The following is a 22,392-nucleotide window of genomic DNA, read 5'->3' on the forward strand; positions in this document are numbered from 1 at the left end:
GGCGTAGCGACACGAAGTGCGCGAAGCCTGGGGGAGAACCTACTTCGCGAGGTCGTCGAGGATGGGGCAGTCGGGGCGCGCATCCCCGTGACAGCAGTGCACCAGGTGCGCGAGCGTGCTGCGCATCGACTGCATGTCGGCAATGCGCTGCTCCAGTTCGCCCAGGTGCTTTTGCGCAATGCGCTTCACGCTGGCACTCGCACGGCGGCGGTTGTGCCACAGGCCCACGAGCTCGGCGATTTCCTCCATCGAGAAACCGAGATCGCGCGAACGCTTGATGAAGCGCAGCGTGTGGATGTCGGCATCGCCATATTGCCGATAGCCGCTTTCGGTGCGCGCCACCGCGGGCAGCAGGCCCAGGCCTTCATAGTGCCGCACCATGCGCGCCGAAACGCCAGAGAGGCGCGCGGCCTCGCCGATGGAGACGGTGCCGAAGCCGCTCATTGAACCGTGTAGCCGGCGTTCTCGATCGCCGCGACGATGTCCTGGCGCGGCTGCGCGCTCAGCACATCGACATGGCCGGTTTCAAGATCCACCGTGACCTGCGCTTCGGGGTCCACCGTCTGCACCGCGTTCTGCACCGCGCTCACGCAGTGGCCGCAGCTCATGCCCGAGACCTGGAATTTCTGGCTCATCGTTCTTACTCCTGTTGAATGAAATAAGCCGCCAGTTTTAACCTTCTCACGATGTCAATGTCCAGCACAGGGACACTGCGCATTGCGGCTTGACCTTGCCATGATGTGAGACTTTAGCCTCGGGGCATGGAAAATCTGCTGCACAACCCACATCAACTCATGAGCGCCGCGCCGGGCCGCCCCAAGCAAGCTCGCTCCCGCTTGGCGGGAAGGCGCGCAGCGCCAAGGGTGCACCAATGAGCACCCTGGATCTTTCTGTCGGCGGCATGACCTGCGCCTCCTGCGTGATGCGCGTGGAGCGTGCGCTCAAGAACGTGCCGGGCGTGCAGGATGTCAGCGTGAATCTGGCCACCGAATCGGCGCGCGTGGTGACGGCTGCTGGTGGCGAAGACATGGACGCTCGCCTGCGTCGCGCCGTGCGTACCGCCGGCTACGAACCGCGCGCGGCAAGCAGCGCGGCCGACGAGGCGGCTGCGCTGTCGCCCTGGCATGGCTTCGGGCCCGTGGGTATCGGGCTGCTGCTGTCGATACCGCTCTTGGCGCCGATGCTCGGCCAACCCTTCGGGCAGGACTGGATGCCGCCGCCCTGGCTGCAGCTGCTGCTGGCGACGCCGGTGCAGTTCTGGCTCGGCGCGCGCTTCTACCGTGCGGGCTGGCATGCCGCGAGGGCAGGCACCGGCAACATGGATCTGCTGGTGGCGCTCGGCACCAGCGCGGCGTTCGGCTTGTCGCTCTGGCTCTGGTGGCGTGCGGCCACGGGCGCGCACGCGGAGCATGGCGCCGTGCCGCATCTCTATTTCGAGGCCTCGGCCGTGGTGATCACGCTGGTGCTGCTCGGCAAGTGGCTGGAGGCGCGCGCCAAGCGGCAGGCCACCTCGGCCATCCGTGCGCTGCAGCAGCTGCGGCCCGAAACGGCGCACCTGGTGGGCTCGCGCGGCGAAAGCGACGTGCCGCTGGCCGAGGTGATGCTGGGCGACCGGCTCGCGGTGCGCCCGGGCGAACGCGTGCCGGCCGATGCGCGCGTGATCGAGGGGCAGTCGGAGGTCGACGAATCGATGCTCACGGGCGAGCCGCTGCCGGTGCCGAAGGGGCCCGGCGATGCGCTGACGGGTGGTGCGGTCAACGGCGACGGCCGCATGGTGGTCGAGGTGAGCGCGGTCGGCGCCGAGAGCGTGCTGGCGCGCATCATCCGCCTGGTCGAGGATGCGCAGGCCGCCAAGGCGCCGATCCAGCGGCTGGTGGACCAGGTCGCGGCCGTGTTCGTGCCGGTGGTGCTGGCGATTGCGCTGGCCACGCTGGCGGGTTGGCTGCTCGCGGGCGCTGGCATCGAGGTTGCCATGATCCACGCGGTGGCGGTGCTGGTCATTGCGTGCCCTTGTGCGCTCGGCCTCGCGACGCCGGTCGCCGTGATGGCCGGCACCGGCGTGGCGGCGCGCCGCGGCATTCTCATCAAGGATGCGCGTGCATTGGAGCTTGCGCACCGTGTCGGCACCGTGGCCTTCGACAAGACCGGCACGCTGACCGTGGGCCGACCGGTGCTCACGGCGCTCGTGTCCGTGGCAGGCGGCCGCGATGAAGCCGAATTGCTTGCCACGGCTGCGAGCCTGCAAGGCGGCAGCGAGCATCCGCTGGCGCGCGCCGTGATGGCGGCTGCCGCGGGGCGCGGCATGCAGCCGCCGCCCTTGAGTGCGATGCAGGCGATGCCGGGCCGCGGCGTGCGCGGTTTGGTGAATGGCGAATCCTGGGCGATTGCGAGCCTGCGCTGGTGCGCGGAACTCGGCGTTGTGCCCGATGCCGCGCAGGTCGAGCGCCTGCACGCCCAGGGTGCCACCGTGTCCGCATTGCTGCGCTTCGACGCGGCGGGCGCTGCCCAGGTGCAGGCGCTGCTGGCCTTTGCCGACGAGCCCAAGCCCGAGGCCGCGCAGGCGATCCGCACGCTGCATGCACGCGGCCTGCGCGTGGTGATGATCTCGGGCGACAACCTGCGCGCCGCGCAGGCGATGGCGGCGCGGCTCGGCATTGCCGCTGAGGACGTGCGCGCCGAAGTGCTGCCCGCCGACAAGGCGGCGCAGGTCAGCGCCTTGAAGAAGAATGGCCAGGTGGTCGCGATGATCGGCGATGGTGCCAACGACGCGCCCGCACTGGCTGCGGCCGACGTCGGCATTGCCATGGCGCCTGCGGGTGGCGGCACCGACGTGGCGATGGAAGCGGCGGGCATCACGCTGATGCGCGGCGACCTCGCGCTCGTGGCCGAGGCGCTCGAGCTCTCGGCACGCACGGTGGCCAAGATCCGGCAGAACCTGTTCTGGGCCTTTGCCTACAACGTGGCCGGCATTCCGCTGGCCGCCTTCGGGCTGTTGAGTCCGGTGGTGGCGGGTGCGGCGATGGCGCTGTCGAGCGTCAGCGTGATGGCCAATGCGCTGCTGCTGCGGCGCTGGAAGCCCTGAGCCTTGCCGGGCGGGCTCAGTCGATCAGCAGCGCCAGCAGGTGGTCGTCAATGTAGTCGGCCTCGCCGGCGCGCTTGTAGAACTTGCGCAAGGTGCCTTCGTATTGGAAGCCCAGCTTCTCGTAGAAGCGCAGGCCCGGCGCGTTGTCGCTTTCGGCGTAGAGCTCGATGCGCTTGACGCCTTCGGGCTTGAGCCTCGCGATGGCATCGCTCACCATGGCCTGCGCGATGCCCTTGCCATGCAGCGACGGATCGACCGCGAGCGTGCCGAAGCAGGCCACGTGCCGCACGCGACCGGGGTAGCGCGTCGCGCGGTAGAAGCCCGCGACCCGGCCATCGACTTCATAGATATAGAAGCTGCGGCTGTCGACCAGTTCCTTGTAGATGGCGCGGAATTCATCGAGCGACATCGGGTCGTAGCCCAGGAAGGGCACCACCCGCTCGTGCATGTAGATGGAGAAGACCGCTTCGAGGTCCTGGGGCGTGGCGAGCCTGCGCATGGTGACGGGTTTTCTGCGGATGCGACGAAGGCGCCAGCATACCCAGTCCCTCGCTGCGTTCTTCAGCGGTCCATGGCGCGGCCCGCGACCAGCACGGCGTTGGTGCCTCCGAACGCGAACGAATTGGAAAGCACGTAGTGCAGGTTGCGCGCTTCGCGCGGCTCGCCGCACACGAAGTCCAGATCGAAGGCCGCATCGGGCACCCGCAGGTTGGCTGTCGGCGGAAGCATCCCGTGGGCCAGCGTTCGCAGCGCCGCCACGAGCTCGATGGCGCCGCCGCCGCCCAGCGCATGGCCGTGGATGGCCTTGGTGGCGCTTACGGGCGTGGCACGCCCGAACACTTCGCGGATGGACGCCGCTTCGGCCGCATCGCCTGCCGTGGTGGCGGTGCCGTGCGCGTTGATGTGGCCGACGTACGGGGCCTCGATGCCTGCATCGCGCAGCGCCGCACGCATGGCGCGCACCTGGCCGGCCGTGTCGGGGTTGGTGATGTGCGTGGCGTCGCAATTGGTGGCGTAGCCCGCAAGAAAGAGCGAAGAGGCATGAATGGCGCCTCGCGCATTGGCATGCGCCTCGGATTCGAGCACCAGCGCAGCCGCGCCTTCGCCGAGCGCGAAGCCCGCGCGGTCACTCGAGAACGGCCGGCAGGCGCTGCCGGGCGCACCGGGCGGCGGCGGTGCCGTCACGCGCATCGCATGCCAACTGGCCATCACGCCCGGCGTGAGCATGGCCTCGTGTCCGCCGACGATGGCCGCGTCGATCCAGCCGCCCCGAATGGCGCGCATCGCCTCGCCGATGGCCACGGCCGAGGAGGCGCAGGCGCAGGCGTACGCAATGGCTGCGCCCTGTGCGCCGAACTGCAGTGCGAGCTCTGCCACCGCCGCGTTGGGCATCACGGTGAGCACGGTCGTGGGCCGCATGCGGCGCTGTTCGCCGTAAAGCGCTCGGGTGGTGTCGTCGAAGGTCCCGGCGCCGGCCAGCCCGCTGCCCCAGAAGATGCCCAGGCGCTCGGGGTCGATGCTGCCGGCCTCCAGGCCCGCCTGCGCGGCGGCATCGCGCGCGGCCGCGAGCGCCATGGCGGTGCCTCGATCGAGCGGCAGGCGCGAATTGCTGCGCACGGCGGCCGCGTCGAAATCGCAGTCGGCCACGGCAAGTTCGATCGGATCAAGGCCTTTGATCTCGAGCGCTCGCGCGCGCACCGCGGAACGGCCGTTGAAGAGCGCATCGTCGAACGATTCGACGGTGCTGCCCAGTGGCGTGACGAAGCCGATGCCGGTGACGTGAATGCGCGCGCCGCTCACGCCTGCGCAGCCATCGGCGAATCGAGCTTGCAGTCGATCTGGGCCTCGATCGCCTCGCACAGGTGGCCGAGCGTGATGCCGGCCTCGCGCGGATCGAGCCGGTCTTCGGGCAGGCGCAGATGGAAGGCGTCTTCCACCGCGAACACGAATTCCATCAGCGAAAGCGAATCGAGGCCGAGCCCGGACAGGGCCACATCGGGCGCGATGGCGTCGCGCGCCACATCGAACTGGTTCACCAGGATGGCCGCGATGCTGTTGAAGACGGGCGAAGCCAGGGAGGAGGAAGAAGAGGAAGAGGGCATGGCGTGCTTTCTTTCAGGCGTCAGGCGGCAAGGGAGCGCGCGGACAGGGCGTCGATGGCGTCGGGCGTGCCATGGGCCACGGCATCGGCGAAGGCAGAGGTTTCGCGCACCACCTGGTGGCGGTCGTTGTCGATCGTGATCATGTGATAGCTGTTGGCGAGCACCACGCTTCGGAAGGAGCGGCAGCGAAGCCCGCGCGCCAGGATGCCGAGGTTGGCCACGCTGGCCACTTCGTCCTCGCGCGCATGCAGCGCGAGCACGCTGCCGCATTGCACGCGATGGAGGTTGCGCTTCACATGGCGGATCAGCCGGTCGTGCTCGCGCAGGTGGCCCACGCCGATCACCGCGCTGCCGGCGCTCGACACCTTGCGATGGCGCAGCTCGCGCTCGATCCAGGCACGCACGCGTTCGTTCTTCACGCCGTAGGGCGCGCGCTCGCGGTATTGCCAGAACCGTCCGAGCGGCGTGTAGAAGGCCAGCGGCAGCAGCAGTTGCGTTCGCGGCACGGCCCAGCCATCGAAGCGCAGCGTGGTCGACATCAGCACCAGCGCATCGACGGCGCTGCCGCAGCGGATGGCCGCGCCGAGCGCAAGCGACGAGCCGGCCGAGATGCCCACCAGCATCACGCGCTCGTGCTCTGTGCGCAGCGCTTCGACCCGCGCCGCGATGGCGTCGATCCAGCGTTCGTAGGGCAGGACCTGCTGCACTGGCGCAGCGGCATCGAAGGAGTAGCCGTCGACACGCATCGGATGCACCGAATACCCGCTGGTGCGCAAGGCCGACTGCACGGTCAGGAGCTCGTCAGGTGTGCTGCATAAACCGTGCAGCAGCACGACGGCCGTGCGCCGCACCGCGGGGTGCACCACGCTCAGAAGATCGGAGGGATCGCGGGCGCTCATCGCGTTGTCGCGAAGGCCTGGAAAGAGACCCGCGCCGCAGGTTGCTGTCGTATGCTCATGGCGTGTTTATCGCCGGGGTGTGCTGACCGGCCGCTGACCCTTCCCCGCGCAAGAATAGGCACTTCAAACCAACACACACACCATGCGAATCCTGCTTGTCGAAGACGATGCCGTGCTGCGCGACGTGATGCTGCGCAGCCTCGCGGATGCCGGCCATCGGGTCGACGTGTCGACCAACGTCGAGGACGCCGACCACCTCTGGCGCGTGCAGCCCTTCGATGCGGTGCTGCTCGACCTGAACCTGCCGGCTACGGCAAGCCCGACCAGCGGCCTGGCGAGCGGCCTCAACGCCTTGCGCCAGGCGCGTGCCCGCGGCGACCGCACGCCGGTGCTGGTGCTGACGGCGCGCGGCCGCACCGAGGAGCGCATCGCGGGCCTCGATGCCGGCGCCGACGACTACCTCGGCAAGCCCTTCGACCTGGCCGAAGTGGAGGCGCGGCTGCGCGCACTGGTGCGGCGGGCCAAGGGCACCGAAGACATCGTGCTGCTGGGCCAGCTCAAGCTCGACCGCAAGGCGCGCCGCTTTTCCACTGCAAGCGGGCCGCTCGACCTGCCGGCGCGCGAGTTCGAAGTGCTGTGGGAGCTGATGAGCCCGCCGGGCCGCACGGTGAGCAAGCGGGCGCTGTCCGACAAGCTCTCGAGCTTCGACGAATCGCTGGGCGACAACGCGCTGGAGGCCTTCATCTCCCGGCTGCGCAAGAAGCTGGCCGGTTCGGGCGCGAGCATCCGCACGCTGCGCGGCATCGGCTACCTGCTCGAAGCCGAAGTGTGAGCCGCACGCCGCCGGACGCGCCTGGGCCACCGAAGGCAGCGCCTTCGCTCACGCGGCGCGTGCTGCGCAACGTGCTGGTGCCGCTGGCGCTCACGTGGATGGTGGGCGCGGTGATCGCGCTGGTCATTGCCAATTATTTTTCCGAGCAGGCCTTCGACCGCGCCATGCTCGACGATGCCTATGCGCTCTCGGCCAACGTGCAGGCGGGCGAGCGCGGCATCGAGCTCTTGCTCACGCCGCGCGAAGTGGCGACGGTGCTGTTCGACCAGGTCGACAAGATCTATTTCGCGGTGCAGCGGCTCGACGGCACGCTGATCTCGGGGCAGCCGGGCCTGAATGCGCCGCTGCCCACGGGCGATGCGCGCTACCGCTTCTCGGACGTCAACTTCGACGGCAAGGTGCTGCGCGCCGTGGTGCTCGAGCCCGTCACCGAGCCCGGCGCGCCGATGCCCTACCGGGTGGTGATCGCGCAGACCACATTGAGCCGCGCGGCGCTGGTGCAGCGGCTGCTCGGCTATGCGCTGGCACCACAGGTGCTGCTGCTGATATTGCTGGCCGTATGGCTCTGGCATGGCATTCGCAGCGATCTGCGCCCGCTCGGCGAACTCCAGCAGGCGCTGGACCGCCGCGATGTGTACGACCTCTCGCCGGTCGCGGTGGTCCGCACCTCGCGCGAAGTGCAGCGCCTGGGCAATGCGGTCAATGCGCTGTTCGACCGCCTGAACCAGAGCGTGCGTGCGCAGCGCGAATTCGTGGGCAACGTGGCGCACGAGCTGCGCACGCCGCTGGCGGGCATCCGCGCACTGGCCGAATACGGGCTGGCGCAGCACGATTCCACCGTGTGGCGCGAGCAGCTCGCGCGCGTGGCCGAACGCCAGGCCCGCGCGAGCCACCTGATCGACCAGCTGCTGGCGCTCGCGCTCGCCGACGAGGCGCGCACCGGCCTGGCGCGCGAACCGGTGCGGCTCGACCTGCTGGCCGAGCAGACGGTGCTGCGGCACCTGGCCCGCGCCGACACGCACGGCGTCGACCTGGGTGCGCGCGGCCTCGACGAGCGCGTGACGGTGCTGGCGAACGAAGCACTGGTCGAAGGCATTCTCGACAACCTGATCGACAACGCGCTGCGCTACGGCGGACGCACCATCACCGTCGAGCTGGCGGGCCGCACCCTGAGCGTGATCGACGACGGCCCCGGCATTCCGCTGGAAGCGCAGCGCGACCTGATGCAGCGCTGGGCGCAGGGCCCTGCGGGCCAGAAGCTGGGGCAGGGCTCGGGCCTGGGGCTGTCGATCGTGGCGCGCTATGCGGAACTGCTGGGCGCCGAACTGCGGCTCGATGCGGCCGAGCCCGCGGGACTGCGGGTGAGCGTGACCTTCGCGGAGATCCGTCCGATGGGTCCGATGGCGGCTGCCGATTCGGGCGGCGCGGCTTCGACGCGGCGCGGATGACCGGGCGCGGCGCTCATCGGATCACGTCCGCAGCCTTCAGCTGCTTGCGAAGGAACACGCGGGTGCGCGTTTCGAATGCGAGGCGCTTGTATTCGACATAGCCGATGCGCTCGTAGAGCGCGCGGTTCTCGGTCATCTTCTCGGTCTCGCCCTGCTGCGTGGCGACCCAGACCTGCGCATTCGCGATGGCCGCGCCGTAGTCCCTGGTCATTGGAATCGGCGTGAGGCCGAGGCGCGGAATGTAGTGGCGAAAGGCCTCGGCGGCGCAGGCGCCAACGGATGCCGCGTCGTTCGCGCCGGCGCGGCGGAGAGTCCATGCGGCGTCGTGGCTCACGTGCCGAACTCCACTTCGCCTTCGATCTCGACCGTCAGCTCGCGGCCCGGCTTGCCGAGCGGCTTGGCAATGCTGCCATCGGCATTCAGCGGGCCGTGCCCCGACACGATGGCGCGGCGCCCGACGAGGCGCACGAAGTCGAAGGGCAGTACCACGCCGGGCGGCGGCGCGACCCGCGGCGGCAGCACAAGGCCGAGGGTTGCGAGTCGCTGTTCGATGCGGGCCATGGCGTTTCTCTCCGGTGCAGGCTGATGCGCGGCCGCATCTTGCCATGGCCTGCGTGCGCTGCGAACTCAGTCCAGCGCGGGATAGTCCGTGTAGCCCTTGGTGCCGCCGCCGTACATCGTGGCCTTGTCGACTTCGTTGAGCGGTGCGTTCTCGCGCAGGCGGCGCACCAGGTCGGGGTTGGCGATGAAGGGCTTGCCGAACGCCACGAGGTCGTCGCCTTCCTTGACGGCTTGGTCCGCCAGCGGCTTGTCGTAGCCGTTGTTGACCATCCATGCGCCCTTGCCGCCGGCCTGGCGGTAGGCGGCCTTGAGCGCTTCGTAGTCGAAGGGACGGTCCTCGATCTCGCGCGGGCCGCCGGTGGCGCCTTCGATGATGTGGATGTAGGCCAGGCCGAGCGGGGCGAGCTGCTTCACCACGTAGGTGAAGAGTGGCTGCGGATCGGCGTCGTGCGCGTCGTTGGCCGGCGTGACCGGCGACAGGCGGATGCCGGTTTTGCCGCCGCCGACCGCGTCGACCACGGCGCGGGTGGCTTCCAGCAGCAGGCGGGCGCGGTTCTCGATGCTGCCGCCGTAGTCGTCGCTGCGCTTGTTGCTGCCGTCCTTCAGGAACTGGTCGAGCAGGTAGCCGTTGGCGCCATGCAGTTCCACGCCGTCAAAGCCGGCGCTTTCCACCGCATTGCGCGCGGCGGCCGCATAGGCGTGGACGATGCCGGGCAGTTCTTCGGCGTCGAGCGCGCGCGGCTCGGAGGTTTCGACGAAGGTCGGCACGCCGTCCTTGATGAGCACGGTCTTGGTCCTGGCGGTGATGGCCGAGGGCGCGACAGGCTTGCCGCCGCCGGGCTGCAGTTCGGTGTGCGAAACGCGGCCCACGTGCCACAGCTGCACCACGATCTTGCCGCCCCGGGCATGCACCGCATCGGTCACGCGCTTCCAGGCATCGAGCTGCTCGGTGCCGTAGAGGCCCGGCACGTCGGCATAGCCCTGGCCCTGGTGGCTGATGGCCGTGGCTTCGGTGATGAGCAGCCCGGCCGAGGCGCGCTGCGCGTAATAGGTCGCCGCAATGTCCTGGGGAATTGCATTGGGCGAGCGGTTGCGCGTGAGCGGCGCCATCACGACGCGGTTGGCAAGCTGCAGGTCACCGGCCTGTACGGGATCGAAAAGGGAGGGCATGGCGAAGACGCAAAGAGTGGAACAGGAGCGGCGAGGCTAAACCTGCGCAGTCAAACCCGCTGCCGCACGGTTGTCCGTTTGCTGCTAGGCGTTCACGGCCGGTTGCCTGGCAGCTCAGCTCTTGCCGTCTTCCTCGGGCTTCTTCTTACTTCAGGAGGCCTTCGGCCTTCATTGCGTCCTGAACAGCCGGACGGGCGGCCACGCGCGCGTGCCAGGCCTGGAGGTTGGAGAAGTCCGAGATGTCGACGCCCGTGGACTTGGCCCAGTTGGTGACGGTGAACAGGTAGCCGTCGGCCACGCTGAACTGGTCGCCCATCAGGTAGGGCTTGTCGGCCAGCTGGCCATCGAGCCATTCATAGCGCGACTTGAGCTTGCTCTTGAAGATGGTCTTGGCTTCTTCGGGCATGTTCGGGTTGAACAGCGGGCTGTAGCCCTTGTGCATCTCGGTGCCGATAAAGGTCAGCCACTCCTGCAGGCGATAGCGCTGCAGCGTGCCGGCGGCTGGCGCAAGGTTCTTGGTGGGTGCCATGTCGGCGATGTACTGCACGATGGCCGGGCCTTCGCGCAGGCGGGTGCCGTCGTCGAGCTCGAGCATGGGCACGTAGCCCAGCGGGTTGATGCCGTAGTAGTCGGTGCCGTCCTGCAGCTTGTGGGTCTTGGTGCTGGCCAGCACCGGTTCGAAGGCAATGCCTGCCTCGCGCAGCGCGATGTGGGGCGAAAGGGAGCAGGCACCGGGCGAGTAATACAGCTTCATGCGAAGAAATCTCCAATGTAGGGATATGGATAGCGGAAATCGATCCATGGACCGAGGGGCATGCTAGCGGGTTTGTGGGCTGCGCGTTTGTCCTACGGCCGCTCGCGCGGGTCGACTATCGGGCCGGCCAGGGCGGGTTTCTAAGCTCCCCTGCGCACAGTGGGTGAAGCCCCGCTGCAAGGAGTTTCAGATGTTGAAGTACGCAATCATTTTTGCCGTGATCTCGTTGGTGGCCGCCGTGCTTGGTTTCGGCGGCATTGCCGCGGGCGCAGCGGGTATTGCGAAGCTGCTGTTCGGGCTGTTCCTGGTCCTGGCAGTGCTGTTCGTGGTGCTGGCGGCACTGGGGATTGGCGCCGCGAAAAAGGCCATCGATTGATGCACCGCCCGGTATCCGTCTGGCCTCGGCCGCGGCCGCTCGGCCTGCTGCTGCAGAGCCCGGCCCATCGCGTGGTGCGCGTGCTGCTCGTCACGCAAACGCATTGGCAGCTTCCTGAACATCGGTCGCGCCGGCGGCACGCCTGACGTGCGCACATTTGCTATTAATTTAATAGCAAACTATTCAATGCAGAAGAGGGATTGACCGTCAGCTCGAGATGATGTGGGCGCATTGACCCTAATGTCCGCATTTCGGGCGCAAACCGGCACCCCCGATTAAAATCGGTGCCCCTTTGCGCAGCGCACGCGTCAGCAGCGCGCCCCTCTTTCAAATGCTCTATCCCGAAGAATTCGACGTAATCGTCGTCGGCGGTGGCCACGCTGGCACCGAGGCCGCGCTTGCGGCTGCCCGCATGGGCGCCAAGACGCTGCTGCTCTCCCACAACATCGAGACGCTGGGGCAGATGAGCTGCAACCCCTCGATCGGCGGAATCGGCAAGGGCCACCTCGTGAAAGAGGTCGATGCGTTGGGCGGCGCCATGGCGATTGCCACCGACGAAGCGGGCATCCAGTTTCGAATTCTCAACTCGAGCAAGGGTCCGGCCGTGCGCGCCACGCGCGCGCAGGCCGATCGCGTGCTGTACAAGGCGGCGATCCGCCATCGCCTGGAGAACCAGCCCAACCTGAGCCTGTTCCAACAGGCGGTCGATGACCTGATGGTGGAGGGCGACCGCGTGGTCGGCGCCGTCACGCAGGTCGGCATCGCCTTTCGCGCGCGGACCGTGGTGCTCACCGCCGGGACTTTTCTGGACGGCCGCATTCATGTGGGCCTCGACAACTACCAGGCCGGGCGCGCAGGCGATCCGCCGGCCATCAGCCTGTCGGCGCGGCTCAAGGAATTGAAGCTGCCGCAGGGGCGCCTGAAGACCGGTACGCCTCCGCGTCTCGACGGCCGGAGCATCGATTTTTCGAAGTGCACCGAACAGCCGGGCGACGGCATGCCGGGCGGGGCAGGGCCGATGCCGGTGTTCAGCTTCATGGGCAAGGCCGAGATGCATCCGCAGCAGATGCCGTGCTGGATCACCCACACCAACGCGCGCACGCATGACATCATTCGCTCGGGCTTCGACCGCAGCCCGATGTTCACGGGCAAGATCGACGGCGTGGGGCCGCGCTATTGCCCGAGCGTCGAAGACAAGATCAACCGCTTTGCCGACAAGGAAAGCCACCAGATCTTTCTTGAGCCCGAAGGCCTGACGACCAACGAGTACTACCCGAACGGGATCTCGACCAGCCTGCCGTTCGACATCCAGTACCAGCTCGTGCGCTCGATGCCCGGGCTGGAGAACGCACACATCCTGCGGCCGGGCTATGCCATCGAGTACGACTATTTCGATCCGCGCGAACTCAAGAGCAGCTTCGAAACCCGGTCGATCAAGGGCCTGTTCTTTGCCGGGCAGATCAACGGCACCACCGGCTACGAAGAGGCCGCGGCCCAGGGTCTGTTTGCCGGCATCAACGCTGCACTCCAGTGCCGTGGCGAGGAAACCTGGCTGCCGCGCCGCGACGAGGCCTACCTGGGCGTGCTGGTCGACGACCTGATCACCAAGGGCGTGACCGAGCCCTACCGAATGTTCACCAGCCGGGCCGAATTCCGGCTGCAGCTGCGCGAGGACAACGCCGACATGCGCCTGACCGAAGCAGGGCGCAAGCTGGGCTTGGTGGACGATGCACGCTGGGATGCATTCAGCCGCAAGCGCGACACTGTTTCACGTGAAACACAACGACTCAAGTCGATCTGGGTGAACCCGCGCAACCTGCCGGCGACCGAGTCGGAGCGTGTGCTTGGCAAGGCCATCGAGCACGAGTACAACCTGGCCGACCTCCTGCGCCGGCCGGATGTGAACTACCAAACGCTGATGTCGCTGGACGGTGGGAAGTACAGCACAACGTCGGCGCTCAGTGAAACCGAAATCGAGCAGATCGAAATCTCGGCCAAGTACTCCGGCTACATCGAACGCCAGCACGACGAAGTGGAGCGTGCCGCGCATTTCGAGAACCTGCGCCTGCCCGCCGACTTCGACTACAGCCAAGTCAAGGCGCTGAGCTTCGAGGTTCGCCAGAAGCTCGACAAGCACCGGCCAGAGACGCTGGGCCTGGCGTCACGGATCTCCGGCGTCACCCCTGCCGCAATCTCGCTGCTGATGATCCATCTGCGAAAAGGCGGCCACAAGGCATTCAACCGCGACGCTGCCACGGAAACCGCCGAAGAATCGCGGCCCATCCAATGAGCGCCATGCGGAGGCAAGCTCGCTCCTGCTTGGCGGGAAGGCGTGCAGCGCCAAGGGTGCACCAATGACCGCGCCCATCGACACGCTGCGCCAAGGCGCGGCAGCCCTGGGCACGGCCTTGTCCGATCAGCAAGCGGAGCGGTTGCTGGCCTATGGCACGCTGATGCTCAAGTGGAACAAGGTCTACAACCTCACGGCGCTGCGCGATCCGGCCAGCGTGCTGACGCACCATCTGCTCGACAGCCTGGCAGCGGTGGCGCCGCTGCAGCGCGAATGGGCGGGGAAGGGCAGGCTGCTCGATGTCGGGTCCGGGGGCGGCCTGCCGGGTGTCGTGATCGCCATCATGCGGCCAGACCTTGAAGTGAGCTGCCTCGATGCCGTCGCCAAGAAGGCAGCCTTCGTCCAACAGGTGGCTGCCGAGCTCGAACTGCCCAATCTGCGCGGCCTGCACGCACGCGTCGAATCCCTGACGGGCAGCTATGAAGTCATCAGCTCCCGAGCTTTCGCTTCGCTGCCTGATTTCTTCAACGGGTCGCAGCACCTGCTTGCACCGGGCGGTGTCTGGCTGGCCATGAAGGGCAAAGTGCCCACCGATGAACTCGCTGTCTTGCCCCAGGGTATCGCAGTGTTTCACGTGGAACAATTGACTGTTCCCGGCCTGGACGCCGAGCGCTGCATCATCTGGGCGCGCAAAGAAGCCGCCTGAAACGTCAAAAAAGAAGCCGCGGCGCCGGTGAAAGCCGATGCCCGACGGTCTGCACGAGGCCGGCCTCGCTTAGACTCGATGCCTCCCCCTGGCTCTCTTCTTCGAGGCAAATCCCATGTTCGGCATTGCTGATTACGGCGCATTCGTCGCCGCCATCGTCCTCTTTCTCCTGATTCCCGGTCCGGGCAACCTCGCGTTGATCACTTCGACCGGCAAAGGCGGAATCCGAGGCGGGCTGGCAGCAACATTCGGTGTGATCATCGGCGACCAGTTCCTGATGTGGGCCGCAGTGGCGGGCGTGGCGGCCGTGCTGGCCGCCTATCCGGCAGCATTCAAGGCCGTGCAGTGGCTGGGCGCGGCCTACCTGGCATGGCTGGGCGCCAAGATGCTGCTGGCTAAGCCCGGCGCGGCACCCATCCTCAACATCCGCCCCAGCCACTTCCTGCGCCAAGCGCTCGCGATCACCTTGCTGAACCCGAAGGCCATTGTGTTCTACATGGCTTTTTTCCCGCTGTTCGTCGACCCCGCTCGCCACCAGGGCCTGGCCACTTTCGGCGCCATGGCGGTGACGATTGCCGTGCTGACCTTCCTCTACGGCCTGACTTCGACGCTGCTCACGCACTTTCTGGCCGAGCGCATCCGCGCCAATCCGCGCATCTCGGGCACGCTCGAAAAGCTCGCGGGCGTCTTTTTGATTGCCTTCGGCATCAAGCTCGCCATTTCCCGCTGATCCTCATATGGCCAAGATTTTCTGCATTGCCAATCAAAAGGGCGGCGTCGGCAAGACCACCACCACCGTCAACCTTGCCGCCGGACTGGCCAAGGTGGGCCAGCGGGTGCTGATGATCGACCTCGATCCCCAGGGCAATGCCACCATGGGTTCGGGCATCGACAAGCGCCAGCTGGAGCTCACGGTGTATGACGTGTTGCTCGAGTCGGCTTCCGTGGCCGAGGCGCGCGTCAAGGCCGACAAGCTGGTGGAGAACGGCTGCGGCTACGACGTGCTGGGCGCCAATCGCGAACTGGCCGGGGCCGAAGTCGAAATGGTGGCGCTCGACCGCCGCGAAAAGCGCCTGCGCACGGCACTCGCGGCGGTGGGCGCCGAGTACGACTTCGTGCTGATCGACTGCCCGCCGAGCCTGAGCCTGCTCACGCTCAATGGCCTGTGCGCCGCCCATGGCGTGATCGTGCCGATGCAGTGCGAGTACTTCGCGCTCGAAGGGCTGACCGACCTGGTCAACACCATCAAGCAGGTGCATGCCAATCTCAACAAGAACCTGCAGATCATCGGCCTGCTGCGCGTGATGTTCGATCCGCGCATCACGCTGCAGCAGCAGGTCAGCGAGCAACTCAAGTCCCATTTCGGCGACAAGGTGTTCGACACCGTGATTCCGCGCAACGTGCGGTTGGCCGAAGCGCCGAGCTATGGCCTGCCGGGCGTGGTGTTCGATCCGGCCGCCCGCGGCAGCCAGGCCTTCGTTGCCTTTGCCAGGGAACTGGTCGAGAAGCTGCCGCCCGCCAGCGCGTTCGCATCCGGTGCCGTTGCGCCCCCCATTGCGCCGGTCGGGCCGGTCGCGCCGCCCAACCTGGTCATTCCCGAGGACGTGCTGTCACCAGCGGCCGGCCCCACCAGCGAAAAAAGCCTTTGACGGTCCGCCGCGGACCTTGCGCCATCAACTTCGTACCTCATGACAATTTCCCGCATCCTCCTGCTGCCGGGCTGGCAGAACAGCGATCTTGGCCATTGGCAAACTCGCTGGGAGTCGATCTACGGCGACCACCGCGTCGAGCAGCATGACTGGATGCGGCCGCTGCGCGGCGACTGGTCCGCGCGGCTCGAGGAAGAGGTGCTCGCAGCGCCGGGCCCCGTGGTTCTGGCGGCGCACAGCCTGGGATGCATCCTCGTCGCGGCCTGGGCCGCGCATTCACGCAACACGCACAAGGTGCTGGGTGCGCTTCTGGTCGCGCCCGGTGACGTCGAGCGCGACGACCTGCGCCAGCTCATTCCGGGGTGGGCGCCGATCGTGCGCAAGCCGCTGCCGTTTCCCTCGGTGCTGATTGCCGCCAACGACGATCCCTATTGCGATGCCGCGCGCTCAAGACAGATGGCGGCCGATTGGGGTGCGCGCTTTGTCGACGCAGGCGTGGGTGGCCACCTGAACGCCGAATCCGGCCTGGGCGACTGGCCCCGGGGCCGGCAACTGTTGAACGAAATCTCGAAAGACAAGCACTGATGGCGACCAAGAAACCCAAGGGCCTGGGACGCGGCCTCGAAGCGTTGCTCGGCCCGACGGCCGCGCCGGCCGCCGACCACGCTGGAACGGAAGAGGGCGCCGCTGCGCAGAATCCCAACACGCTGATGCTCGAGGAGATGGTGGCCGGCGTCTACCAGCCGCGCACCCGCATGGACGAAGGCGCGCTGTACGAGCTGGCCGAAAGCATCAAGGCGCAGGGCATCATGCAGCCGATCCTGGTGCGCCGGCTCGACGCGCAGTCGGCCGCCGCCAAGAACGCCGAATACGAAATCATCGCGGGCGAGCGCCGCTTCCGCGCCGCCAAGCTTGCAGGCCTGGACCGCGTGCCGGTGCTGGTGCGCGATGTGCCCAACGAGGCCGCGGCGGCCATGTCGCTGATCGAGAATATCCAGCGCGAAGACCTCAATCCGCTCGAAGAAGCCCAGGGCCTGCAACGCCTGGTCTCAGAGTTTGGGCTCACTCACGAAGCAGCCGCACAGGCCGTGGGACGGTCGCGCAGCGCGGCAAGCAACCTGCTGCGCCTGCTGAACCTGGCCGAGCCGGCGCAGCAGATGCTGATGGCGGGCGACATCGACATGGGCCATGCGCGCGCGCTGCTCTCGCTGGACCGCGGCACGCAGATCACCGCCGCCAACCAGATCGCCGCCAAGAAGATGTCGGTGCGCGAGGCCGAAGCGCTGGTGAAAAGGCTCGCGGCCGAGTTCACTCTCACGCCGTCGCGCCGCAGCAATGACGGCGAGAAGTCGCGCGATCTGCAGCGCGTGGAAGAAGAACTGGCCGACCTGCTGACCGCCGAGGTCGAGGTCCGCATCAAGAAGCGCAGCAAGCGCGGCGGCAAGGTGGAGGAAAGCGGAGAGCTGGCCATCCACTTCGGCTCCATCGAGGCACTCAACGGACTGATCGAACGCATCCGCCGAACGGCATAGCCGCCAGGCCGCTTGCCCGGCCCTTCGCTTGATTGATTCTTGCAATCTTTTACGCGTATCCTCGCCGCTGACGTTTTCAACATCAGATCTCGACAAGAGGAGAGGGAGTTCACCATGAAGTTCACGACAAGGTTTCCTGCCGCGGCCGTGGCTGCGGGCGCGCTGCTGCTGGCCGGTTGCGCGACCACCGATATGCAGATGGGCAGCCAGTCGGCCAAGACCATGGCCACCGGCAGCGCCGCGGGTTCTGCCACCGCCGGTGAAAGCAGCCAGCTCGAGCGCTGCGAATCGCCGCTGGGCACCGTCTCGCTGATCGAGAACGTGAATTCCGGCTGGTACACCATCCTCACCGGCGAATACCGCCTGCCGCCCACGGCCAACCTGCTGCGTTTGCTGGTGCAGCAGTCGAACTGCTTCGTCGTGGTGGAGCGCGGCGCGGCCGGCATGAACGCCATGACGCGCGAGCGCGCGCTCATGCAGTCGGGCGAAATGCGCGGCGGCAGCAACTTCGGCCGCGGCCAGATGGTGGCTTCCGATTACGGCCTGTCGCCCGAGATCGTGTTCAGCAACAGCGATGCCGGCGGCATCGGCGGTGCGCTGGGCGGCTTGGTGGGTGGCGGCCGGGGCCGCGCCCTGGCGGCCGTCGGCGGGAGCATGCAGACCAAGGAAGCCAGCGCACTGCTGACGCTCATCGACAACCGCTCGGGCGTGCAGGTCGCGGCCTCCGAAGGCAGCGCCTCCAAGACCGATTTCGGCGCCTTCGGTGCCCTGGCCGGCCGCAGTGCCGGTGGCGGCCTGGGTGGCTACACCAACACGGCGCAGGGCAAGGTGATTGCCGCAGCCTTCATGGACGCCTTCAACCAGATGGTCCGTTCGCTGCGCAGCTACAAGGCGCAGACGGTGCGCGGCCAGGGCCTCGGCGGCGGTGGCCGCCTGGGCGTGGATGGCGGCGCTGCACCGTCGCAGACCTATGTGCCGGCCGAGCAGCCGGCACCCGCACGCCGCCGCAAGTAAGACAAGGCGCACTCAACGGCAAAAAAGCCCGGGGCTCTCGCGAGCCGCCGGGCTTTTTCATGGGCGCCTTCCTGAACGGATCAAAGCGCGAAGATCTTCCCAGGGTTCATGATGTTCTTCGGATCGAGCGCGCGCTTGATCGTGCGCATCATGTCGATCGCGCCCACGCCCGCTTCCGTCACCAGGAAGTCCATCTTGTGCAGCCCCACGCCGTGCTCGCCGGTGCAGGTGCCTTCGAGCGCCAGTGCGCGGCTCACGAGTGCGTGGTTCAGCGCCTCGGCCTTCACGCGCTCTTCGGGAATGTTCGGGTCGAGCAGGTAGCCGAAGTGGAAATTGCCGTCGCCCACGTGGCCGACCAGGAAGTAGGGGATGCCGCTGGCATCGGCCTCGGCCACGGAGTCGAGCAGGCAGTCGGCCAGGCGCGAAATGGGCACGCAGGTGTCGGTCGAGATCACGCGGCAGCCGGGGCGCGACTGCACGGCCGCAAAGTAGGCGTTGTGCCGCGCGGTCCACAGGCGCGTGCGCTCTTCCGGCGTGCTGGCCCATTCGAAGGCGTTGCCGCCGTGGCCGCTCGCCAGTTCCTGCACCGTCTCGGCCTGCTCTTTCACGCCGGCCGGCGAGCCGTGGAATTCCATCAGCAGCATCGGCTCTTCGCGCAGGTTGAGCTTGGCATACGTATTCACCATGCGCACCGTGTTCACGTCGATCAGCTCCACGCGCGCGATCGGCACGCCGAGTTGGATGGTCTCGATGGTGGTGCGCACTGCCGCCTCGATGCTCGGGAACGAGCAGATCGCGGCCGACACCGCCTCGGGCAGCGGATAGATGCGCAGCGTGACTTCGGTGACCACGCCCAGCGTGCCTTCGCTGCCCACCATGAGGCGCGTGAGGTCGTAGCCGGCGGAAGATTTCTTCGCGCGCGTGCCGGTGCGGATGACCTCGCCGCTGGCGGTGACCACTTCGAGCGCCAGCACGTTCTCGCGCATGGTGCCGTAGCGCACGGCGTTCGTGCCGCTCGCGCGCGTGGCGGTCATGCCGCCGATGGAGGCGTCCGCGCCCGGGTCGATCGGGAAGAACAAGCCCGTGCTCTTGATTTCGTCGTTGAGCTGCTTGCGCGTGACGCCTGGCTGCACCGTGACCGTGAGGTCGTCGGCGTTGACCGACAGCACGCGGTTCATGCGCGATACATCGATGCTGATGCCGCCTTGCACCGCCAGCAGGTGGCCTTCGAGCGACGAGCCCACGCCGAAGGGAATGACCGGCACGCTGTGCGCGCCCGCGAGCTTCACAGCGTCGGCCACGTCCTGCGTGCTTTCGGCAAACACCACGGCCGAAGGGGGCGGCGCGTCGAACGAGGACTCGTCGCGGCCATGCTGCGTGCGCACGGCCATGGCCGTGGAACAGTTGCTGCCGAAGCGCGCTTTCAACCCGTCGATCAGGCTGTCGGGCACATCGCGCAGATGAAGCTCCGGCAGCAGGTGCGAAGTTTGGGTCGGGGCGTTCATCGGGCGTCTCCTGGGGGTGAAAGGGGGGCGGGGGCTCTGTTCGGCCATTTTACGGAGCGGGCACCATAATGCGCTTCGGAAAAAGCCATGAACCCCACGACCCTCGCTGCGCTCGCCGCATTCCCTTCGCAGCTCGAAGCCCACTATGCGGCCATTCCCGATGCCTTCCGGCATTGGGCGCCAACCTCGTGGGAGGGCGTGCCCAGCGAGGCTTTCACGGCCATCGAACAGCTCTGCCATGTGCGCGACATCGAGGTCGAGGGCTACCACGTGCGCTTTCGCCGCACGCTCGAAGAAAGCCACCCGACGCTTGCCTCGATCGACAGCGAGCCGCTGGCCATTGCGCGCGCCTATGGCATGGCCGACGCGCCAAGGGTGCTGGCTGAATTCCGCATCGCGCGCGGCCGGACCATGGACATCGTCTCGAACCTGACGGACGTGCAACTTGCGCGCACGGCCGTGTTCGAAGGGTATGGACCGCTCACGATGCGCAGCCTCATTCACTACCTCTGCAGCCACGACCAGCAGCATCTGGCGGGTCTGCAATGGCTGGCCGGCAAGATCGACGCGTCGAAGGCCGCCATCGCCGCATAAACCAGGAACACCCATGGGCAACCGACTCTCGCAGATCGCCACCCGCACCGGCGACGACGGCACCACCGGCCTTGGCGACAACACCCGCGTGCCCAAGGACCACCTGCGCGTGCACGCCATGGGCGACGTGGACGAGCTCAACTCGCAGATCGGCCTGCTGCTGTGCGAGCCCATGCCGGAGCCCGTGCGCGAGCTGCTGGTCGACGTGCAGCACCAGCTCTTCAATCTGGGCGGCGAGCTTTCGATGCCGGGCTACACGCTGTTGAAGGCCGATGCGCTGCTGCAGCTGGACAACGCGCTGGCCGAGCACAACGCCGCCTTGCCGCGCCTGGCCGAATTCATCCTGCCCGCGGGCACGCGCGCAGCCTCGCAGGCGCACGTGTGCCGCACGGTGGCACGCCGGGCCGAACGCGCCGTGGTGGCGCTCGGCGCGACGGCCGAACTCAACGACGCACTGCGCCAGTATCTCAACCGGCTCAGCGACCTGCTCTTCGTGCTCGCGCGCGTGCTCAACCGGATGAACGGCGGCGATGATGTTTACTGGAAGAGCGAACGCATGGCGCGCACGGCAGCGGCGGCAGACGCCGCCGAGCCCAACGACGAAGAAGGAAGCCCATCATGACGAAGAAGACGTTCACCCATGCATTCACGCTGGCCGCGGGCAGCACGGCGCTCCTGCTGCTGTCTGCTGTTGCCGTTCACGCGCAGAGCTCCGACAACCCACCCAAGGCGCAGCCCGCGCACACGCTCAAGCCGCCGCCGCGTGACAGCAAGGTTGTGAACAACGTGCAGCGCGGCACCAATGCCGCCGGCCGCGGCATCGACCGCGCCGAGGACGCGACGCGGCGCGGCGTCAACAATGTTTCGGAAAAAGCCAGCCGGCCCGTGCGCAGGGTAGGCGAGTCCTTCGGGCGCAAGCTGGCCCCCGGTTCCAGCGGCCGCACCGCGCCGCCGCCTGTGGGGCCGCAGGGCAACGCGCCCTGAGCGAGTCACGGCGGGACCGGCTTCGGTTTTTTGCGTTGTTCGTGAGGCGCTGCTGTTCGGGGCGCGATCCCGCCGACGGGGTACCTTGCTCCGCGAATGTCCCCCGCCCTTCGGGCTCCTCCTTTATTTCGCTGCGCAAGGCACCCCATCAGCGGGATCGTTATGCAGAGCGGTCGTTGATCAGCGGTACACCCACAGCGTGTCCAGGTGCACAGGGCATCGGGTGCTGCCCGCAGCGAAATCAAGGAGGAGGCCGCAGGCCGGGGGACATTCGCGGAGGGGAGCACCCGGTGGCCTGTGCACGCGCCCTGAACAAGAGCGCCCGAACACAAGCGACCCACAACACACGGCGAAACCACAGACCAAGATGGCAAGAAACATAGAAATCAAGGCCCGCATCGACAGCGTGGAACGCGTGGCGCTCATTGCCGCAGAGCTCGCCGATTCAGGCCCGTTCGAAATCGCGCAGGAAGACACGTTCTTTCGCTGCGACAACAGCGCCGACCGCCTCAAGCTGCGCACCTTCGCGCCCGACCGTGCCGAGCTGATCTTCTATCGCCGCGCGAACAGCAGCGGTCCGAAGGAATCGTTCTACCTGATCTCGCCCACCACCACGCCCGACACCTTGCGCGAATCGCTCACGCTTGCCTGGGGCCAGGCTGGCCGCGTGCGCAAGCAGCGCCGGCTGTTCATCGTGGGCCGCACGCGCGTGCACCTCGACCGCGTGGAGGGCCTCGGCGAATTTCTCGAACTCGAGGCGGTGCTGAAAGAGGGCGAGTCCGCCGAGGCCGGCATGGCCGAGGCGCATGCGCTCATGGCGCAGCTGGGCATTGCATCCGACCAGCTCGTGCAGGGCGCTTACGTCGATTTGCTGCGAGCCGCCTGAGCCTCATC

The 22,392-nt window shown here is 67.4% G+C and carries 26 protein-coding genes; 15 read left to right on the top strand and 11 right to left on the bottom strand.

Annotation, left to right across the window (positions count from 1 at the left end; translation table 11 throughout):
• Window positions 1–39: 39 nt before the first annotated feature.
• The gene (cueR, locus tag QFZ47_RS12880; protein WP_307655994.1) at window positions 40–444 is read right to left on the bottom strand and encodes a Cu(I)-responsive transcriptional regulator; all 405 of its coding nucleotides are present in this window, start codon (window positions 442–444) and stop codon (window positions 40–42) included.
• A complete protein-coding gene (locus QFZ47_RS12885) occupies window positions 441–635 on the bottom strand; it encodes a heavy-metal-associated domain-containing protein (RefSeq protein ID WP_307655995.1) in 195 nt (64 codons plus the stop codon). The genes cueR and QFZ47_RS12885 overlap by 4 nt, the downstream gene beginning before the upstream one ends.
• 236 nt (window positions 636–871) lie before the next feature.
• Between QFZ47_RS12885 and QFZ47_RS12890 the strand changes: the two genes are divergently transcribed.
• Window positions 872–3,082, top strand: coding sequence for a heavy metal translocating P-type ATPase (locus tag QFZ47_RS12890; RefSeq protein WP_307655996.1), 2,211 nt, complete (start codon window positions 872–874; stop codon window positions 3,080–3,082).
• Window positions 3,083–3,098: 16 nt separating this feature from the next.
• On the opposite strand, the gene QFZ47_RS12895 is transcribed toward QFZ47_RS12890, so the two are convergent.
• The 4 genes from QFZ47_RS12895 to QFZ47_RS12910 form a co-directional block, all read right to left on the bottom strand.
• Window positions 3,099–3,581, bottom strand: coding sequence for a GNAT family N-acetyltransferase (locus tag QFZ47_RS12895; RefSeq protein ID WP_307655997.1), 483 nt, complete (start codon window positions 3,579–3,581; stop codon window positions 3,099–3,101).
• 62 nt (window positions 3,582–3,643) lie between these two features.
• On the bottom strand, window positions 3,644–4,882 hold the full coding sequence (locus QFZ47_RS12900) for a beta-ketoacyl-[acyl-carrier-protein] synthase family protein (RefSeq protein WP_307655998.1): 1,239 nt from the start codon (window positions 4,880–4,882) through the stop codon (window positions 3,644–3,646).
• Window positions 4,879–5,184 (bottom strand): acyl carrier protein, encoded by a 306-nt coding sequence (locus tag QFZ47_RS12905; protein WP_307655999.1) that lies wholly within the window; start codon window positions 5,182–5,184, stop codon window positions 4,879–4,881. Before QFZ47_RS12905 ends, QFZ47_RS12900 begins: the two co-directional genes overlap by 4 nt.
• A gap of 20 nt (window positions 5,185–5,204) precedes the next feature.
• Window positions 5,205–6,083, bottom strand: coding sequence for an alpha/beta hydrolase (locus QFZ47_RS12910; protein WP_307656000.1), 879 nt, complete (start codon window positions 6,081–6,083; stop codon window positions 5,205–5,207).
• A gap of 142 nt (window positions 6,084–6,225) precedes the next feature.
• Here QFZ47_RS12910 and QFZ47_RS12915 point away from each other — a divergent pair, with 142 nt between their 5' ends.
• Entirely contained in the window at window positions 6,226–6,915 is a 690-nt protein-coding gene (locus QFZ47_RS12915; protein WP_307656001.1) for a response regulator transcription factor, read from the top strand.
• Window positions 6,912–8,363: a sensor histidine kinase gene (locus QFZ47_RS12920; RefSeq protein WP_307656002.1), complete on the top strand. Its 1,452-nt coding sequence runs from the start codon at window positions 6,912–6,914 to the stop codon at window positions 8,361–8,363. Before QFZ47_RS12915 ends, QFZ47_RS12920 begins: the two co-directional genes overlap by 4 nt.
• A 13-nt stretch (window positions 8,364–8,376) precedes the next feature.
• On the opposite strand, the gene QFZ47_RS12925 is transcribed toward QFZ47_RS12920, so the two are convergent.
• The 4 genes from QFZ47_RS12925 to gstA form a co-directional block, all read right to left on the bottom strand.
• Window positions 8,377–8,697, bottom strand: a complete 321-nt coding sequence (locus QFZ47_RS12925; RefSeq protein WP_307656003.1) for a hypothetical protein — start codon at window positions 8,695–8,697, stop codon at window positions 8,377–8,379.
• Window positions 8,694–8,924, bottom strand: a complete 231-nt coding sequence (locus QFZ47_RS12930; protein ID WP_307656004.1) for a RidA family protein — start codon at window positions 8,922–8,924, stop codon at window positions 8,694–8,696. Before QFZ47_RS12930 ends, QFZ47_RS12925 begins: the two co-directional genes overlap by 4 nt.
• Window positions 8,925–8,990: 66 nt before the next feature.
• Window positions 8,991–10,094 carry an alkene reductase gene (locus QFZ47_RS12935; protein ID WP_307656005.1) on the bottom strand — a complete coding sequence of 368 codons (1,104 nt, stop codon included), beginning with the start codon at window positions 10,092–10,094 and terminating at the stop codon, window positions 8,991–8,993.
• A gap of 145 nt (window positions 10,095–10,239) precedes the next feature.
• Window positions 10,240–10,848, bottom strand: a complete 609-nt coding sequence (gene gstA / locus QFZ47_RS12940; protein WP_307656006.1) for a glutathione transferase GstA — start codon at window positions 10,846–10,848, stop codon at window positions 10,240–10,242.
• A 190-nt stretch (window positions 10,849–11,038) separates the two neighbouring features.
• Here gstA and QFZ47_RS12945 point away from each other — a divergent pair, with 190 nt between their 5' ends.
• From QFZ47_RS12945 to QFZ47_RS12980, 8 genes are all read left to right on the top strand, one after another.
• The gene (locus QFZ47_RS12945) at window positions 11,039–11,224 is read left to right on the top strand and encodes a DUF1328 family protein (RefSeq protein ID WP_307656007.1); all 186 of its coding nucleotides are present in this window, start codon (window positions 11,039–11,041) and stop codon (window positions 11,222–11,224) included.
• Window positions 11,225–11,555: 331 nt separating this feature from the next.
• Window positions 11,556–13,514, top strand: coding sequence for a tRNA uridine-5-carboxymethylaminomethyl(34) synthesis enzyme MnmG (mnmG, locus tag QFZ47_RS12950; RefSeq protein WP_307656008.1), 1,959 nt, complete (start codon window positions 11,556–11,558; stop codon window positions 13,512–13,514).
• Between the two features lie 64 nt (window positions 13,515–13,578).
• Window positions 13,579–14,220, top strand: coding sequence for a 16S rRNA (guanine(527)-N(7))-methyltransferase RsmG (gene rsmG / locus QFZ47_RS12955; RefSeq protein WP_307656009.1), 642 nt, complete (start codon window positions 13,579–13,581; stop codon window positions 14,218–14,220).
• Between the two features lie 115 nt (window positions 14,221–14,335).
• Window positions 14,336–14,950, top strand: a complete 615-nt coding sequence (locus tag QFZ47_RS12960; protein WP_307656010.1) for a LysE family transporter — start codon at window positions 14,336–14,338, stop codon at window positions 14,948–14,950.
• A 7-nt stretch (window positions 14,951–14,957) separates the two neighbouring features.
• The gene (locus QFZ47_RS12965; RefSeq protein WP_307656011.1) at window positions 14,958–15,869 is read left to right on the top strand and encodes a ParA family protein; all 912 of its coding nucleotides are present in this window, start codon (window positions 14,958–14,960) and stop codon (window positions 15,867–15,869) included.
• Window positions 15,870–15,908: 39 nt separating this feature from the next.
• Complete coding sequence (locus QFZ47_RS12970; protein ID WP_307656012.1) at window positions 15,909–16,454, top strand: RBBP9/YdeN family alpha/beta hydrolase; 546 nt, start codon at window positions 15,909–15,911, stop codon at window positions 16,452–16,454.
• On the top strand, window positions 16,454–17,401 hold the full coding sequence (locus QFZ47_RS12975; RefSeq protein ID WP_307656013.1) for a ParB/RepB/Spo0J family partition protein: 948 nt from the start codon (window positions 16,454–16,456) through the stop codon (window positions 17,399–17,401). Before QFZ47_RS12970 ends, QFZ47_RS12975 begins: the two co-directional genes overlap by 1 nt.
• 114 nt (window positions 17,402–17,515) lie before the next feature.
• Window positions 17,516–18,415: a CsgG/HfaB family protein gene (locus QFZ47_RS12980; protein ID WP_307656014.1), complete on the top strand. Its 900-nt coding sequence runs from the start codon at window positions 17,516–17,518 to the stop codon at window positions 18,413–18,415.
• An 80-nt stretch (window positions 18,416–18,495) separates the two neighbouring features.
• Here QFZ47_RS12980 and QFZ47_RS12985 read toward each other — a convergent pair whose 3' ends face one another.
• Window positions 18,496–19,920, bottom strand: a complete 1,425-nt coding sequence (locus tag QFZ47_RS12985) for an FAD-binding oxidoreductase (protein WP_307656015.1) — start codon at window positions 19,918–19,920, stop codon at window positions 18,496–18,498.
• A gap of 87 nt (window positions 19,921–20,007) precedes the next feature.
• Between QFZ47_RS12985 and QFZ47_RS12990 the strand changes: the two genes are divergently transcribed.
• From QFZ47_RS12990 to QFZ47_RS13005, 4 genes are all read left to right on the top strand, one after another.
• Window positions 20,008–20,514: a DinB family protein gene (locus tag QFZ47_RS12990; RefSeq protein ID WP_307656016.1), complete on the top strand. Its 507-nt coding sequence runs from the start codon at window positions 20,008–20,010 to the stop codon at window positions 20,512–20,514.
• Window positions 20,515–20,527: 13 nt separating this feature from the next.
• A complete protein-coding gene (locus QFZ47_RS12995) occupies window positions 20,528–21,136 on the top strand; it encodes a cob(I)yrinic acid a,c-diamide adenosyltransferase (RefSeq protein WP_307656017.1) in 609 nt (202 codons plus the stop codon).
• Window positions 21,133–21,498 (top strand): hypothetical protein, encoded by a 366-nt coding sequence (locus QFZ47_RS13000; protein WP_307656018.1) that lies wholly within the window; start codon window positions 21,133–21,135, stop codon window positions 21,496–21,498. The genes QFZ47_RS12995 and QFZ47_RS13000 overlap by 4 nt, the downstream gene beginning before the upstream one ends.
• Before the next feature lie 367 nt (window positions 21,499–21,865).
• Entirely contained in the window at window positions 21,866–22,384 is a 519-nt protein-coding gene (locus QFZ47_RS13005) for a class IV adenylate cyclase (RefSeq protein ID WP_307656019.1), read from the top strand.
• Window positions 22,385–22,392: the final 8 nt, after the last annotated feature.

It is taken from the genome of Variovorax paradoxus (genome assembly GCF_030815975.1).
Lineage (GTDB): Bacteria > Pseudomonadota > Gammaproteobacteria > Burkholderiales > Burkholderiaceae_C > Variovorax > Variovorax paradoxus_N.

Excerpts from the sequence above, each read along its gene's own strand:
- cueR (WP_307655994.1), bottom strand. The coding sequence starts at position 444 with ATGAGCGGCTTCGGCACCGTCTCCATCGGCGAGGCCGCGCGCCTCTCT.
- QFZ47_RS12885 (WP_307655995.1), bottom strand. The coding sequence starts at position 635 with ATGAGCCAGAAATTCCAGGTCTCGGGCATGAGCTGCGGCCACTGCGTG.
- QFZ47_RS12890 (WP_307655996.1), top strand. The coding sequence starts at position 872 with ATGAGCACCCTGGATCTTTCTGTCGGCGGCATGACCTGCGCCTCCTGC.
- QFZ47_RS12895 (WP_307655997.1), bottom strand. The coding sequence starts at position 3,581 with ATGCGCAGGCTCGCCACGCCCCAGGACCTCGAAGCGGTCTTCTCCATC.
- QFZ47_RS12905 (WP_307655999.1), bottom strand. The coding sequence starts at position 5,184 with ATGCCCTCTTCCTCTTCTTCCTCCTCCCTGGCTTCGCCCGTCTTCAAC.
- QFZ47_RS12910 (WP_307656000.1), bottom strand. The coding sequence starts at position 6,083 with ATGAGCGCCCGCGATCCCTCCGATCTTCTGAGCGTGGTGCACCCCGCG.
- QFZ47_RS12915 (WP_307656001.1), top strand. The coding sequence starts at position 6,226 with ATGCGAATCCTGCTTGTCGAAGACGATGCCGTGCTGCGCGACGTGATG.
- QFZ47_RS12930 (WP_307656004.1), bottom strand. The coding sequence starts at position 8,924 with ATGGCCCGCATCGAACAGCGACTCGCAACCCTCGGCCTTGTGCTGCCG.
- QFZ47_RS12935 (WP_307656005.1), bottom strand. The coding sequence starts at position 10,094 with ATGCCCTCCCTTTTCGATCCCGTACAGGCCGGTGACCTGCAGCTTGCC.
- gstA (WP_307656006.1), bottom strand. The coding sequence starts at position 10,848 with ATGAAGCTGTATTACTCGCCCGGTGCCTGCTCCCTTTCGCCCCACATC.
- QFZ47_RS12945 (WP_307656007.1), top strand. The coding sequence starts at position 11,039 with ATGTTGAAGTACGCAATCATTTTTGCCGTGATCTCGTTGGTGGCCGCC.
- mnmG (WP_307656008.1), top strand. The coding sequence starts at position 11,556 with ATGCTCTATCCCGAAGAATTCGACGTAATCGTCGTCGGCGGTGGCCAC.
- rsmG (WP_307656009.1), top strand. The coding sequence starts at position 13,579 with ATGACCGCGCCCATCGACACGCTGCGCCAAGGCGCGGCAGCCCTGGGC.
- QFZ47_RS12960 (WP_307656010.1), top strand. The coding sequence starts at position 14,336 with ATGTTCGGCATTGCTGATTACGGCGCATTCGTCGCCGCCATCGTCCTC.
- QFZ47_RS12965 (WP_307656011.1), top strand. The coding sequence starts at position 14,958 with ATGGCCAAGATTTTCTGCATTGCCAATCAAAAGGGCGGCGTCGGCAAG.
- QFZ47_RS12970 (WP_307656012.1), top strand. The coding sequence starts at position 15,909 with ATGACAATTTCCCGCATCCTCCTGCTGCCGGGCTGGCAGAACAGCGAT.
- QFZ47_RS12975 (WP_307656013.1), top strand. The coding sequence starts at position 16,454 with ATGGCGACCAAGAAACCCAAGGGCCTGGGACGCGGCCTCGAAGCGTTG.
- QFZ47_RS12980 (WP_307656014.1), top strand. The coding sequence starts at position 17,516 with ATGAAGTTCACGACAAGGTTTCCTGCCGCGGCCGTGGCTGCGGGCGCG.
- QFZ47_RS12985 (WP_307656015.1), bottom strand. The coding sequence starts at position 19,920 with ATGAACGCCCCGACCCAAACTTCGCACCTGCTGCCGGAGCTTCATCTG.
- QFZ47_RS12990 (WP_307656016.1), top strand. The coding sequence starts at position 20,008 with ATGAACCCCACGACCCTCGCTGCGCTCGCCGCATTCCCTTCGCAGCTC.
- QFZ47_RS12995 (WP_307656017.1), top strand. The coding sequence starts at position 20,528 with ATGGGCAACCGACTCTCGCAGATCGCCACCCGCACCGGCGACGACGGC.
- QFZ47_RS13000 (WP_307656018.1), top strand. The coding sequence starts at position 21,133 with ATGACGAAGAAGACGTTCACCCATGCATTCACGCTGGCCGCGGGCAGC.
- QFZ47_RS13005 (WP_307656019.1), top strand. The coding sequence starts at position 21,866 with ATGGCAAGAAACATAGAAATCAAGGCCCGCATCGACAGCGTGGAACGC.